Here is a 13,435-nt window from a genome sequence, read left to right on the forward strand (position 1 = left end):
AGACGCAAGCGTCTGAAATTCGGAGAGACATATGTTTCTGGAACTAATCGGTACCATCTTTGCAGGCCTCGCCTTTGCGGGTTTGGTAATGGTAGTGAACAAACTGACCGGCGGTCGCCTGCCTCGCTGGGCGGCTCCGGTGGCCGCAGGTCTGGGTATGATCGGTATGACCATCGCCAGCGAATATTCCTGGTATGACCGCACAGTTGAGACCCTGCCCGAAGGCATGGAAATCGTGCAGGAGGTCGAAAGCCGCGCCTTCTATCGCCCCTGGACCTATGCAGTACCTTTCGTCAACCGGTTCGCGGCCATCGACACGGTCTCGGTCCGCACCAACGAACAGGTTCCACAACAACGGCTTGTGGACCTTTATTTCTTTGGCCGCTGGGCCCCAATTTCCAAACTGCCGGTGGCCGTCGATTGCGATGCCAACAGCCGCGCAAGTTTGGCTGATGGTGTTGAATTCGGAGATGATGGTCATTTACTGAACGTCGATTGGCTGAGTGTCAGTGACGATGACCCAATTATTGAGGCAACCTGCGGAGTGTAACATGCTGACCCGGCTAAGCCTGCGCATTCGTATTTTTCTGTTCTTCTGCCTGATGGCTGCTGGCGCGCTTGCTGTCAGTTCTTTGGCACTATGGATCAGTTACAGGCGCACTGCGGACCCGGCTCTGGCAAATGCATTTATTTTTGCCGAAATCATCATGGGATTCGGCTTTGTTGGTCTGATCGTGGCTGTCTGGCTACTGTTTGACGACAATGTCGCCAAACCGATCGAGCGTCTGTCGGCCCAATTGCGCGCTCGCGCCCATGCCGGTGTTAGCACGGATATGGACATGCAGGCCGCGCGTTATTTGGGCGATCTCGCCCCTGCTGCCGCCGGACTGGCAGAACAACTGTCAGGCAAGACGATGAATGTAGCCGAGGCCGTGGCTGCAGAAACCGCTCATCTGGCTGCTGAAAAGAAAAGACTGACGGCGCTTTTGACCGAGATTCCGGTGGCGATGGTGCTGGCCAGCCCGACCCATAAGATCGTTCTCTATGACGGTCAGGCCGCCGGCGTTCTGGCCCAGATAGCACATCCCCGACTGAACGCCTCGCTATTCGAATACCTGCAGCCTACAGCACTGCGGGACGCTTATGAAAAACTGTCCAAAACCGGGCTTGAGGTCGACTGCACCTTGACCAGCATCGACGGCGCGCAGACTTATTCGGCAAGAATGAAGCCGCTGGGCGACGCGCCCGGCTACCTGCTGATTTTTGACGAAAGTGCCGCCAATATCGAACCCGAAGCGTCTCGGCCTCTGGTCTACGATTTCGACCTGTTGAACAGCGCGGTAGGAGGGCAGTTTGAAACCCTCGCTTTGCAGGATCTTTGCTTCGTCGTCTTTGACACAGAAACCACCGGGCTGCTGCCCCACAAGGACGAGATCGTCCAGATCGGCGCGGTTCGGGTGGTAAATGGCCGGATTGTCGAAGGCGAAAAACTGGACATGCTGGTCAATCCAGGCATGCCGATTCCACCTGCCTCAACCAAAGTGCATAAAGTCAGCGACCGCATGGTCGAAAGCGCGCCGGATATTGCCGCGGCTGGTCGTACCTTTCACCAATTCGCCCGGGATGCAGTGATTGTGGCGCATAACGCGCCTTTCGACATGGCCTTTCTGCGCCGCCACGCCAAACGAATGGATGTTGAATGGAATCACCCCATTCTGGACACGGTTCTGTTGTCCGCCGTTCTGTTTGGAGCCAGCGACAAGCACACTCTGGACGCCCTGTGCGACAGGTTGGAAATCACCATCCCGCACGAGTTGCGCCACACCGCACTTGGGGATGCGGTCGCCACGGCGCAGGCGCTGGTCAAGATGTTACCGATGTTGCAGGCGCGTGGCATGACAACGTTCGGGGCCGTTATCGAGGCCACCCGTCAGCATGGCCGTCTGCTGGAAGATCTGAACTAACCGCAAAATATTCGAGCCAAATTCACCTTTTCATGGACAATCTCGGTTGGCCGTGGCACCTGATGCGCGGCCACTGCACGAGCGCACGATGACGGAAAAGACCTTCACCCCTACCCCGGATCAAAGCCCCGCGTTTCGCGAAGCACTGGGGTGTTTCGGAACCGGAGTCACCGTCGTCACGACGGGTTCGGTCAACGGGCCACGTGCGATCACCGTCAATTCGTTTTCCTCAGTGTCGCTAGACCCGCCGCTGGTGTTGTGGTGTCTGGCCAAGGATTCGCACCGGTTCGACTCGTTCAACGCCTGCCAGCATTACTCCATTCATGTTATGGCAGAAGAACAGCAGGAACAGGCCTTACGGTTTGCACGCGACGGGCTGGATTTTTCACACGCCGTCTGGGAAACCGATCACAAGGGCCGACCGCAGTTGGCAAACTGCCTGGCCCGGTTTGACTGCCAGCTTCATGCCAAACATGAAGCCGGTGATCACTTGATCCTGGTTGGTGTGGTTGAACAGGTGATGTACCGCACGGGCAAGGGCCTGATCTTCAAACGCGGTCAGTTCGGCGGGTTCGCGGACCTGCTTTAATCGTCCAGCGAGCCGTGAACGGCCAGTGCTTCAAGCTGGGTTTCCTGTGGGGTGATCACACGAAACGACTCATGCACTCCGCTGTCGGACAATTCGCGCGCGACGGTCAGCAGAGTATTGGGGGCGTGTTCCTCGCACAGCTCGGACATGTGCGCAACTTCGGTCTGCGCAACACCCAAAGCGGCCTCGACCGAAGGCGCACCGTAGAGCTGCACAAAATGTTCTGCCAGATTCCGGGCGATTTGATCCAACTCGGCCTGTTCGATCTGCGTGACGGCAACAAAGGTCACGCGTCCGAAGGTTTCAACCCCCAGCCAGCCGTTTGAAAAGGCCTGCCGCGCCTTGCCTTCCAGATCGGCCTGCCCCCAGTTCGAGAATTCGAATCCGCCTGAAATGCACCATTCTCCGGTCCGGGCCGGGGAGTGGAACACGTTCATGTCGCTTTCATCAAAATGGATCGCGCGGGCCAATTTCATCATCCGTTCTCCAACAGTTCAGTCAGGGGGCGCAGGTGGGTTTCGGCACCATCGCGAATCAGCATCCCGAACCGTTCATCCGTACCCAGAAATACCCCGGTCTCGCAGGGCTCTCCGACACCGCTCAGCAGCCCCATCCATTCGCCATGCAGGGGCGCATTGCCGTCCTCCTGCCAGCGGTTGAGCCAAGTCAGCATGTGCCGAGACCAGCTTTCGACCAGTTGCACCGGTGATACCTCGGCGCAGCCTTCGTCATAGAGGGCCGTGACATCCGGTGTTTCTCCCGGTGCCACACTGGTTTGCATCAGCGCCAATTCCCACCCGACCACCAGCCAGTCCGGTTCAGTTTCAGGGTCGCTGGACGACGCCGCAACACGGAACGCGCCGCATTTCGCGCCGTTCACGCAGATCAACCCGTCCCAACCGAGATGCACAGCGACCTCTGGCGGAGCCAGCGCGCCGAGCGCGTTTTGAAACCCTACGGCGCACAGGGGCAACATCGCCATAGCATCCTGTAAAGGAACCTCGGGTGCGAAAACAATCGCCACCCGCAGCCGGTCGGCCTGAATGTTGTAAACGACCGACCCGGCTTCACAGCCCAGCGCCGCCATGGCCTGAGCACGCTCGAACGGGTCTTCCCCAACTTGTACCGGGTGACCCGACAACAATGGGGGAAAGACCGGCTGGCTCATGCGTTGCCCTTGGCGATCATATCACGGGCGATCTTGCGGAACGCCTCGGCCTGCGGGCTGTCAGGTTTGCTGACCACGATGGGCGCGCCTCCGTCTGCAGCGACCCGGATATCCAGGTGCAGCGGGATTTCACCCAGCAGCGGAACGCCCAGCGCCTCGGCCTCGGACTTCACGCCACCATGACCAAACACATGTTCCTCGTGCCCGCAGTTTGAACAGATGTGGGTGGACATGTTCTCGATCATCCCGACGATCGGCGTCTTGAGCTGGTTGAACATGTCGATCCCTTTGCGAGCATCGATTAGGGCCACGTCCTGCGGGGTCGAAACAACTATGGCTCCGTCCACCTTAAATTTCTGGCTTAACGTCAGTTGAACGTCACCAGTACCAGGCGGCAGGTCAACGATCAGCACGTCCAACGCGCCCCATTGCACCTGACTCATCATCTGTTGCAGTGCGCCCATTAGCATCGGGCCACGCCAAACAACCGCCTGCCCTTCATTGGTCATCAGACCCATCGACATCATGGTCACACCATGATTGCGCAACGGCAAAATGGTTTTACCATCGGGGCTGGCCGGACGACCCGAGACACCCAGCATTCGGGGCTGCGACGGCCCGTAGACGTCAGCGTCCAACAGACCCACTCGACGGCCCTCAGCCGCCAATGCACAGGCGAGGTTAGCCGATACAGTGGATTTACCTACACCGCCTTTGCCCGAAGCCACGGCAATGATCCGGTCCACACCCGGAACCGCCTGCGGCCCGGTTTGCGAGGGTTTGGGTTTGGGCTTCAAATCCGGCGGAGCTTTGTCGGAATGCGCGGTCATCATGGCCGAGACCTTGGCCACCCCGTCTACCATCTGCGCTGCCTTCTCGGCGGTCTCGCGGACCGGCTCCATCTTTTCGGCGTGTTTTGGGTCTATCTCCAGCACGAAACGCACCGTGTCGCCTTCGACGTTCAGCGCACGCACCACTCCGGCGCTGACAATGTCCTGACCCGAGACAGGATCAGTGATCTTCTTCAGATTCGCCAGAACCGCGTCACGGACACTCATGCCATTACCCCTTTGAATTGCCCCACCACGAGGTTGCGTTTCATTGCATGTGTCTCCGTCTCTTTCAGTTCATTTGACGCATTCGGGGCCGCGCCGTTAGATTGGGCCATGCGCTTTGTCCTCTTGTGCCTGAGCCTGACGCTCTCTGCCACCCCCTCTTGGTCGCAAGAGGCATTGGGGCTTGCCGCCCCGGCCGAGGTGAAAGACTCTGGCCTTTTGCAACATATCCTTCCGCGCTTCTCTCTCAAGACCGGGATACGTGTTATTGCGGATGATGCGGGTGTTTTGGTGCTGGAAACCGCGCCTCCGGGTAATCCGGTCTTTGCCCGCGACGGTATAGTCTATCACCTGCGGATCGAAGACGACGCCAAACACGAACGATTCCGCGATTGGTTGCTCTCCGATATCGGCAAGAACACGGTCGAGAGCTTTACCCCCGAAAAAGGCGCCCCCTTCTCTGCCCGTTTCGAGGCCACCGCGGCGCAAACCGACTCGGTGATCGACGGCGACACCGCTCGCGGTGAGGAACTGTCGATGACCCATTGCGGGCGTTGCCATGTGATCGGGCCAAAGAACCGCATGAACGGTTTGGGCTCGACGCCCTCCTTTGCCGTGTTGCGTGCGATGCCCGACTGGTCAGAACGGTTCGAGGCGTTCTTTGCCCTGAACCCCCATCCCGCCTTTACCCAGATCGACGGGCTGACCCCGCCTTTCGATCCCGCACGCCCTTCGCCCATTCATCCCGTTGAGATGACTCTGGAAGAGTTGGACGCGATCCTTGCCTTTGTCTCAGTTATCAAGGCCGCTGATCTGGGGGCTCCGCTACAGCTTCAATGATCCTTTCGTTTTGAGAAATAGTCTTCGGTCGTTACCACCTTGGGCTTTGGGTTGGACTGGAACGGATTGTCCTGCATCTGGAACTGCGCGTTCACACGGCAATTGTCACACATCTGGATCATCCGCGCCTTGTCCGAGGTGGCAAACATCGGATGCGTGCCCGAGAGCTTCTCCATGATCCGCTCAACCGTCGATTTCACACCGAACAAGGCACCGCATTCGACACAGGCGAACGGCTCCTCTTCATTCAGCACTTGCTGCGATAAGGCTGCATCGCTCAGGTCAAGCTGCGGGACCAAAGCAATCGCATCTTCAGGGCAGATGCCCTTACACAGCCCGCATTGAAGGCAGGCATCCTGCTGAAAATTCAACTGCGGCTTGTCCGGGTTATCAACCAAAGCGCCCGACGGGCAGAGCGACACGCAGCTGAGGCACAACGTGCAGGCATCCGTATTCACTGCCACGGCCCCATAGGGTGCGTTCTCGGGCAAAGGCAACGGAGCTTCTGCCTGCGGATTCAGCGCCTGTGCAGACAGCCGGGCGATTTGTCTACGATTGCCCAAAGGTAGCACCGGATCGGCCAGTGGAAGCGGGACATCCTGCGCGTAAAGAAAATCCGCCATGGCGTCTGGGTCAGCCTCATCCATCAGTCCCACCTTGCCTGGCCCGGCAATCGCCTGCGCCAATGCCAGTTCCTGATCCAGCGCGTCGCGTTCGGTGGTCGGTGCAAGCAGCACATCGACCCGCGCGAAGCCATGAGCCAGCGCCGCCAACATCTCGGCATGGCCAAAGCCCGAAATCACGTTCAATTCCAGTGGAATGACATCTGCAGGCAGACCTCGGCCGAAACGAGCGGCCAGCCGGATCTTCTCGGCCCCGTGGGCGTCGTGCACCAACAACCGGGGCGCAGTGCCCCCCGCACGCCGATAGGTGCGCGCCAGAATGTGCATACGCGACAACAGGGCCGAAACCGGCGGGTCCTCGTAGGTGATCGCGGTTGACGGGCACACTGCCGCGCATTCCCCACACCCGGCGCAGATCATCGGGTCGATCGTCACATGCTCGCCAGCCGGAGTGATCGCGCCGGTCGGGCAAATATCCAGACAGTTGGTACAGGCCACCTGTTCGGCACGGGAATGGGCACAAAGCGTTTCTTCTATACGCACATAGAGCGGTTTTTCGAAGGTCCCGACCAGTTGCACCGCATCAAAGGCCAGACGTTCCACGGCGACAGCATCCTTGGGGTCCGCGCGCAAGTAGCCTTCTCGCTTGGCCGGAGCCTGCACAAACGGTGTTTCCCCGGTCAGGTCAATCAAGATGTCACAGGCCGACTTCGCCCCGTCCCGCGGTTCGGACCATGCAAAAGCCCCACGTCCGCCCGGTTCGATCTGCTGCAAACCGTCCAATCGCAGCGAGAACCCACCCAGCGCGCCTGTAAGCGAACGTAATCGCCCGCGCACCACATCAAAGGCCCGCGACATCGGCTGGGCGTCATCCGTAACCAGAACAGTGACAGCCAACGTCGCCGCCAGCCGTTCAGCCAGATCGAAACACATCTCACCCCGTCCGATGATGAAACAAGTGCCCTCGCTGAAAACATCGACGCTGGGCGTGATCGGCTGTGGCAGCAACGCCTCTGCGGCCAAGGCGGCCATCTTGGGCATGGCATCCGCCCCCTGCTCGGACCAACCGGCGCGGTCGCGCAGGTCTGCAAAGCCCGGAGTTTCTATATTCAACTCTTCAGCAAGCGCGCGGAACACCTCCTGCTCCTGCCCACAGGCGATCACGGTGTCCCCGTCCCGCATCAATGAGGCCGCGTCCTCCAACTCAGAGGTACACAAGGCCGAATGAACCCGAGAACACGCCGTGCCGCAGGCGGATGCGATTTCCTCAGCATCCATAGCCTGCGTCCCCGCGCAGTCGCATAACAGAAATTTTGTGCCCATGGCCTCCCCTCCCGGACGTCTCCCCATCTCGGGTTCAGCTTAGGGTGTCTGTGAAAAGTGGCAATCCCTGCAGGTCAAACTAGTTTCGGCATTGGGTCTGAGAAGTGGCTCAGATTCATAAACAATTGGTGATCGCGTCTGTCGCAAGAAAGTTCAGGCTTGGCACAAAGCCGTGTTGTGTACCATAGTGGACGCTGTGGAAGGCAGGGGAGAGCCTTCCGGGGAGGACTAAGTGGCGAAGGCCGCAAGCCAGATTGAAATGCCAATCGGCGTCGTCGTGCGCAAAACACCCGGTGTAACTCGCTGGGCGAAGTGGAACTGGCGCGCTGTTGCCGTATTGCCCGGCGCGGGCCCTGCCGACTGGCAGGAACTTCGCCGCGAGGGTGAGGCTGTGGAATACCACGCGGCGACCCTCCCGCTTACATTGTGGGCCGATGAAACTGAGGCCTACATGGTCAACCTTTCTGACGGCCAGCCCTCGATCTACCTTGTTCTGCGTGATGCGCTGGATGGTGAACGCCCTATGGATGCGGTGCTGGTCACGGCATCCCCGTTTGAAGGCCAGGACTACGCAGATACCGGAGAGGAGATCGTCGAAAAGATCCCGATGACCGAAGGGCTGATCGCATGGATTCGCGATTTCGCATTGGAACACCACCGGGACGAGGTTTTCGTTAAACGCCGCCGTGACAAGAAACGCACCGATCTGGTCGAGGATGGCAAGGGCGATGCGCGTATCCGTCAGGCGTCAGACGTCTACCGGGCGCCACGGAGGATCGTGCAGTGACGCAGGTTCGTGATTTTTGGTCTCGCCGTAAGGCCGCTGTTCAGGCCGAAGCTGAAGCCGAGGTCACAGCCGCCGAGGAACAGGCCGTTGCAGCCCAGCAAGCCGAACTGGAAGAAAAAAGCGACGCCGAGATTTTAGCCGAGTTCAATCTTCCCGACCCCGATCAATTGCAGGCCGGAGATGACGTCTCGGGTTTCATGGCAAAGGCAGTGCCCGACCGTCTGCGTCGCCGGGCGCTACGCCGTTTGTGGCGGTTGAACCCGGTGCTGGCGAATGTCGACGGTCTGGTCGATTATGGTGAGGACTATACCGACGCTGCTTGTGTGATCGAGAACATCCCCACCGCGTATCAGGTCGGTAAGGGTATGTTGGCCCATATCGAAGCGCTGGCGGCAGAAGCCGAAGAGATCGAGCCAGAACCTCTCATTGAGGAACCGGAACCAGAGGCGGTCGATGAGCCAACGCCAGAACCGGTTATCATGGCAGAGGCTCAAGACCTTGAAGAGGTGAACCTCCCCCCCACCCCGCGCCGCATGAAATTTGAGTTCGAAGGATAACCCCATGACCGCAAGCGAAGCGCAACATCTGGACGTCTCAGCCGAGGATCGCCTGCGCGCGGATTTCTACAATTTTCTCGGGCTGATACTGGCGGCTCCGCCGGATCAGATGTTGCTGGATCAGGTGGCAAGTCTGACCGGGGATGAAACCGACCTGGGCCAGGCGATTCAGGCCATGGCGCGGGTGGCGAAGGTCACCAAACCCGCCGCAGCCGAACGCGAATTCAACGCTTTGTTCATCGGGCTGGGGCGTGGTGAGTTGCTGCCCTATGCCAGTTTCTACCTAACCGGGTTCCTGAACGAGAAACCTCTGGCCCAGTTGCGCAACGATATGGCCGCACGTGGCATTACACGGGCGCAGAATGTGTTCGAACCCGAAGACAACATCGCCTCGCTGATGGAGATGATGGCGGGCATGATCGTTGGCCGCTTTGGCGCGCCTGCGTCGTTGGAGGATCAGAAAGCGTTCTGGAACAAACATATCGGCCCGTGGGCCACGCATTTCTATTCGGATTTGGAAGCCGCTGAGTCTTCGGTTCTCTATGCATCTGTCGGCACTGCCGGTCGGGTTTTCATGGAGATCGAACGAGAGGCCTTCCGGATGACGGCAGCGTGATCCGCTGTCATTCGCCAGCGCCCGCATGGGCGTTAAACTGCAAATGGGAAAGGAGGACCCCATGAGCAAGACCAAGGAAGAAAGCGCAACGCGCCGTGACTTCCTGAAACTGGCCGGAACCGCAGCACCTGCTGCCGTTGCCGCGGCCAGCCTGGCCGGGAAAGCCGAAGCAGCCGAGCTGCCAACGGACGAAACCCGGATGCAGGACACCGCGCATACCCGCGCTTACATCGAAAGCACCCGGTTCTAGGATCGGACGCCTTCACCCCCGACAGACGGTTGCGATTGGCCCTGACGTCGGCACCAAAAGTACCAAGCCAGCCATGGCTTACATGGCGAGCAAGGGAGGAAACCAATGCTAAGGAAAAAGACCAACGGGGTTGCGAGACGCCCCCAGCGGACAAGTATCCTGTCCCAGGTCGGCGAGAAAACCGTCGATCGCCGCGCATTCCTGCGTGGCTCGGGCCTGACGATCGGCGGCCTCGCCGCGATCAGCGCCACGGGTGGAACCGTGACGCCTGCCAGCGCCCAGACAGCGGCAAACCAGGCCGTTGAAAACATCAAATCCGTATGCACCCACTGCTCGGTCGGCTGTACAGTCGTTGCCGAAGTGCAGAACGGCGTCTGGATCGGGCAGGAACCCGGTTGGGACAGCCCGTTCAATCTGGGTGCACACTGTGCCAAAGGGGCCTCGGTCCGCGAGCACGCCCATGGCGAACGCCGCCTGAAGTATCCGATGAAAAAGGAAGGCGGCGAGTGGAAACGCATCAGCTGGGAAGAGGCGATCAACGAGATCGGCGACGGCATGATGAGCATCCGCGAGGAATCCGGGCCAGACAGCGTGTACTGGCTGGGCTCGGCCAAGCATAACAATGAACAGGCCTATCTGTTCCGCAAGTTCGCCGCCTATTGGGGCACGAACAACGTGGACCATCAGGCCCGTATCTGCCACTCAACCACCGTTGCGGGTGTTGCGAATACATGGGGCTACGGTGCCATGACCAATTCGTACAATGACATCCACAACTCTCGGGCCATCTTCATCATTGGCGGCAACCCGGCCGAGGCGCATCCCGTCTCGCTGCTGCACGTTCTGCGCGCGAAAGAGCAGAACAACGCCCCACTGATCGTCTGCGACCCGCGCTTTACGCGCACCGCAGCCCATGCGGATGAATATGTCCGGTTCCGCCCCGGTACGGACGTGGCGCTTGTCTGGGGTATTCTGTGGCACATCTTCGACAACGGTTGGGAGGATAAAGAGTTCATCCGCACCCGTGTCTGGGGCATGGACCAAATCCGTGAAGAGGTTGCCAAGTGGAACCCGGATGAGGTCGAACGCGTCACCGGTACTCCGGGATCGCAATTGAAACGTGTTGCACGCACCATGGCCAACAACCGTCCCGGTACGGTGATCTGGTGTATGGGTGGTACGCAGCACACCAACGGCAACAACAACACCCGCGCCTACTGCGTGCTGCAGCTTGCGCTTGGCAACATGGGCACCTCGGGTGGTGGCACCAACATCTTCCGCGGCCATGACAACGTGCAGGGCGCGACGGACCTTGGTGTTCTGTCTCATACCCTGCCCGGCTATTACGGACTGTCCAAAGGGGCATGGGGCCACTGGGGCCGTGTCTGGGGTGAAGACTCCGAATGGCTGGCGGGTCAGTTCGCCACGATCAAGGACAAGGAAGGCAAGGACAAGTCGCTACAGAACGAGCGCGGCATCCCTGTCTCTCGTTGGATCGATGGCGTTCTGGAAGACCCGGCCAACATGGATCAGGACAACAACGTCCGTGCCATGGTTCTGTGGGGTCACGCTCCGAACTCGCAAACGCGGGGACCGGAGATGAAGACGGCGATGGAGAAGCTGGACATGCTGGTCGTGATCGACCCGTATCCCACCGTCTCGGCCGTTCTGCACGACCGCACCGACGGCGTCTACCTGTTGCCCGCCTGTACGCAGTTCGAAACCCGTGGCTCAGTCACGGCATCGAACCGGTCGCTGCAGTGGCGTGACAAGGTGGTTGAGCCGCTGTTCGAAAGCCTGCCGGACGAGGTCATCATGGCCAAGTTCGCCAACAAGTTCGGCTGGGCGGATCGGTTCTTCCGCAATATCGAGATGGACGACCCGGAAACCCCCAATGTTGAAAGCATCACGCGTGAGTTCAACAAGGGCCTCTGGACCATCGGCTATACCGGTCAGTCGCCTGAACGGATCAAAAGCCATATGGCCAACCAGCACACGTTCGACAGAACCACGCTGCAAGCCATTGGTGGACCCAACGACGGCGAGTATTACGGACTGCCCTGGCCATGTTGGGGTACAGCGGAGATGGGTCATCCCGGTACGCCGAACCTCTATGACATGTCCAAACCGGTGGCCGAAGGCGGCCTGACCTTCCGCGCCCGCTTTGGCGTGGAACGTGATGGCGACAACCTGTTGGCCGAAGGGGTCTATAGCGTCGGATCGGAAATTCAGGATGGTTACCCCGAATTCACGATGCAGATGCTGATGGACCTTGGCTGGGACGGTGACCTGACGGCCGACGAACGTGCGGCCATCGACGCCGTTGCGGGACCAGAGACCAACTGGAAAACCGACCTGTCGGGCGGCATCCAGCGGGTCGCGATCGAGCATGGCTGTGCGCCCTTCGGGAACGCCAAAGCCCGCGCGGTCGTCTGGACCTTCCCGGATCCGATCCCGCTGCATCGCGAGCCGCTCTATACCAACCGGCGCGATCTGGTCGAGGACTATCCGACCTACGAGGACCGTCAGGCCTATCGCCTGCCCACCCTTTATGCCTCGATCCAGAAGAACGACTTTTCAAAGGATTACCCGATAATCCTGACGTCTGGTCGTCTGGTCGAATATGAAGGCGGTGGCGAGGAAACCCGGTCGAACCCGTGGCTGGCCGAACTGCAGCAGGACATGTTCGTCGAGATCAACCCGCGCGATGCCAACAACCTTGGTATCCGTGACGGGCAACAGGTCTGGGTCGAAGGTCCCGAAGGTGGCAAGGTCAAGGTGATGGCAATGCTGACCAACAGGGTCGGAGCCGGCGTGGCCTTCATGCCATTCCACTTCGGCGGCCATTTCCAGGGTCAGGATTTGCGGGACAAGTACCCCGCAGGCGCTGATCCCTATGTGCTGGGTGAAAGTTCCAACACCGCACAGACCTATGGCTACGATTCAGTAACCCAGATGCAGGAGACCAAAGCGACTCTCTGCAAGATCTCAGCAGCGTAAGGAGGACGATAATGGCTAGAGCAAAGTTTCTCTGCGACGCTGAACGCTGTATCGAGTGCAACGCCTGCGTCACCGCGTGCAAGAATGAGCACGAGGTTCCATGGGGCATCAACCGCCGCAGGGTGGTGACGATCAACGACGGCAACCCGGGCGAACGCTCGATCTCGGTCGCCTGTATGCATTGTTCGGATGCGCCGTGCATGGCGGTGTGCCCGGTCGACTGCTTCTATCAGAACGAAGAAGGGGTCGTCCTGCACTCTAAGGACCTGTGCATCGGTTGCGGTTATTGCTTCTATGCGTGCCCCTTCGGTGCGCCGCAATACCCACAGGCGGGCAACTTCGGATCGCGCGGCAAGATGGACAAATGTACCTTCTGCGCTGGTGGTCCCGAAGAAACGCACTCGACCGCAGAGTTCGCCAAATATGGTCGCAACCGGATCGCCGAGGGCAAACTGCCCCTCTGCGCCGAGATGTGTTCCACCAAGGCCCTGCTTGCCGGTGACGGCGACGTGGTCTCGGCCATCTACCGCGAGCGTGTCGTCGCCCGCGGGTTTGGCTCGGGCGCGTGGGGTTGGGGCACGGCCTACGACCAGAAAGACGGCTAATCCGTCTTCATGAGAAACAGGTGACCCACTTCGGTGGGTCACCTGCTTTGGAATTTTG

At 59.6% G+C, this 13,435-nt stretch carries 14 protein-coding genes; 10 read left to right on the plus strand and 4 right to left on the minus strand.

Features of this window, described 5'->3' with window-relative positions:
- The first annotated feature begins 31 nt into the window (after window positions 1-31).
- From ACR0ER_RS01720 to ACR0ER_RS01730, 3 genes are all read left to right on the plus strand, one after another.
- Window positions 32-550, plus strand: coding sequence for a hypothetical protein (locus ACR0ER_RS01720; protein WP_480767450.1), 519 nt, complete (start codon window positions 32-34; stop codon window positions 548-550).
- A gap of 1 nt (window position 551) precedes the next feature.
- Window positions 552-1,964 (plus strand): 3'-5' exonuclease, encoded by a 1,413-nt coding sequence (locus ACR0ER_RS01725; protein WP_480767451.1) that lies wholly within the window; start codon window positions 552-554, stop codon window positions 1,962-1,964.
- A gap of 88 nt (window positions 1,965-2,052) precedes the next feature.
- Window positions 2,053-2,553 (plus strand): flavin reductase family protein, encoded by a 501-nt coding sequence (locus ACR0ER_RS01730; RefSeq protein WP_480767452.1) that lies wholly within the window; start codon window positions 2,053-2,055, stop codon window positions 2,551-2,553.
- Here the strand turns inward: ACR0ER_RS01730 and ACR0ER_RS01735 are convergent.
- Genes ACR0ER_RS01735 through ACR0ER_RS01745 form a run of 3 tightly spaced genes read right to left on the minus strand, consistent with a single transcriptional unit; the run spans window position 2,550 to window position 4,779 of the window.
- Complete coding sequence (locus ACR0ER_RS01735) at window positions 2,550-3,029, minus strand: DUF6505 family protein (protein ID WP_480767453.1); 480 nt, start codon at window positions 3,027-3,029, stop codon at window positions 2,550-2,552. The genes ACR0ER_RS01730 and ACR0ER_RS01735 overlap by 4 nt on opposite strands.
- Window positions 3,029-3,721, minus strand: coding sequence for a biotin/lipoate--protein ligase family protein (locus tag ACR0ER_RS01740; RefSeq protein ID WP_480767454.1), 693 nt, complete (start codon window positions 3,719-3,721; stop codon window positions 3,029-3,031). Before ACR0ER_RS01740 ends, ACR0ER_RS01735 begins: the two co-directional genes overlap by 1 nt.
- Window positions 3,718-4,779, minus strand: a complete 1,062-nt coding sequence (locus ACR0ER_RS01745; protein WP_480767455.1) for an Mrp/NBP35 family ATP-binding protein — start codon at window positions 4,777-4,779, stop codon at window positions 3,718-3,720. The genes ACR0ER_RS01740 and ACR0ER_RS01745 overlap by 4 nt, the downstream gene beginning before the upstream one ends.
- Before the next feature lie 108 nt (window positions 4,780-4,887).
- Between ACR0ER_RS01745 and ACR0ER_RS01750 the strand changes: the two genes are divergently transcribed.
- Complete coding sequence (locus ACR0ER_RS01750; protein WP_480767456.1) at window positions 4,888-5,616, plus strand: c-type cytochrome; 729 nt, start codon at window positions 4,888-4,890, stop codon at window positions 5,614-5,616.
- Here the strand turns inward: ACR0ER_RS01750 and ACR0ER_RS01755 are convergent.
- Entirely contained in the window at window positions 5,610-7,562 is a 1,953-nt protein-coding gene (locus tag ACR0ER_RS01755) for a 4Fe-4S binding protein (protein ID WP_480767457.1), read from the minus strand. The two genes, ACR0ER_RS01750 and ACR0ER_RS01755, sit on opposite strands and share 7 nt — an antisense overlap.
- Before the next feature lie 232 nt (window positions 7,563-7,794).
- On the opposite strand from ACR0ER_RS01755, the gene ACR0ER_RS01760 reads away from it, so the two are divergent.
- The 6 genes from ACR0ER_RS01760 (at window position 7,795) to fdh3B (ending at window position 13,377) form a co-directional block, all read left to right on the plus strand.
- Window positions 7,795-8,349: a DUF3305 domain-containing protein gene (locus ACR0ER_RS01760; RefSeq protein ID WP_480767458.1), complete on the plus strand. Its 555-nt coding sequence runs from the start codon at window positions 7,795-7,797 to the stop codon at window positions 8,347-8,349.
- Window positions 8,346-8,906 carry a DUF3306 domain-containing protein gene (locus ACR0ER_RS01765; protein ID WP_480767459.1) on the plus strand — a complete coding sequence of 187 codons (561 nt, stop codon included), beginning with the start codon at window positions 8,346-8,348 and terminating at the stop codon, window positions 8,904-8,906. The genes ACR0ER_RS01760 and ACR0ER_RS01765 overlap by 4 nt, the downstream gene beginning before the upstream one ends.
- Window positions 8,907-8,910: 4 nt before the next feature.
- A complete protein-coding gene (locus tag ACR0ER_RS01770) occupies window positions 8,911-9,522 on the plus strand; it encodes a TorD/DmsD family molecular chaperone (RefSeq protein WP_480767460.1) in 612 nt (203 codons plus the stop codon).
- A 61-nt stretch (window positions 9,523-9,583) separates the two neighbouring features.
- Entirely contained in the window at window positions 9,584-9,772 is a 189-nt protein-coding gene (locus ACR0ER_RS01775) for a ubiquinol-cytochrome c reductase iron-sulfur subunit N-terminal domain-containing protein (RefSeq protein WP_480767461.1), read from the plus strand.
- Window positions 9,773-9,877: 105 nt separating this feature from the next.
- Window positions 9,878-12,772, plus strand: a complete 2,895-nt coding sequence (locus tag ACR0ER_RS01780) for a formate dehydrogenase subunit alpha (protein WP_480767462.1) — start codon at window positions 9,878-9,880, stop codon at window positions 12,770-12,772.
- An 11-nt stretch (window positions 12,773-12,783) separates the two neighbouring features.
- Window positions 12,784-13,377 (plus strand): formate dehydrogenase FDH3 subunit beta, encoded by a 594-nt coding sequence (gene fdh3B / locus ACR0ER_RS01785; protein WP_170324620.1) that lies wholly within the window; start codon window positions 12,784-12,786, stop codon window positions 13,375-13,377.
- Window positions 13,378-13,435: the final 58 nt, after the last annotated feature.

This window comes from Ruegeria sp. CH8 (assembly GCF_056536985.1).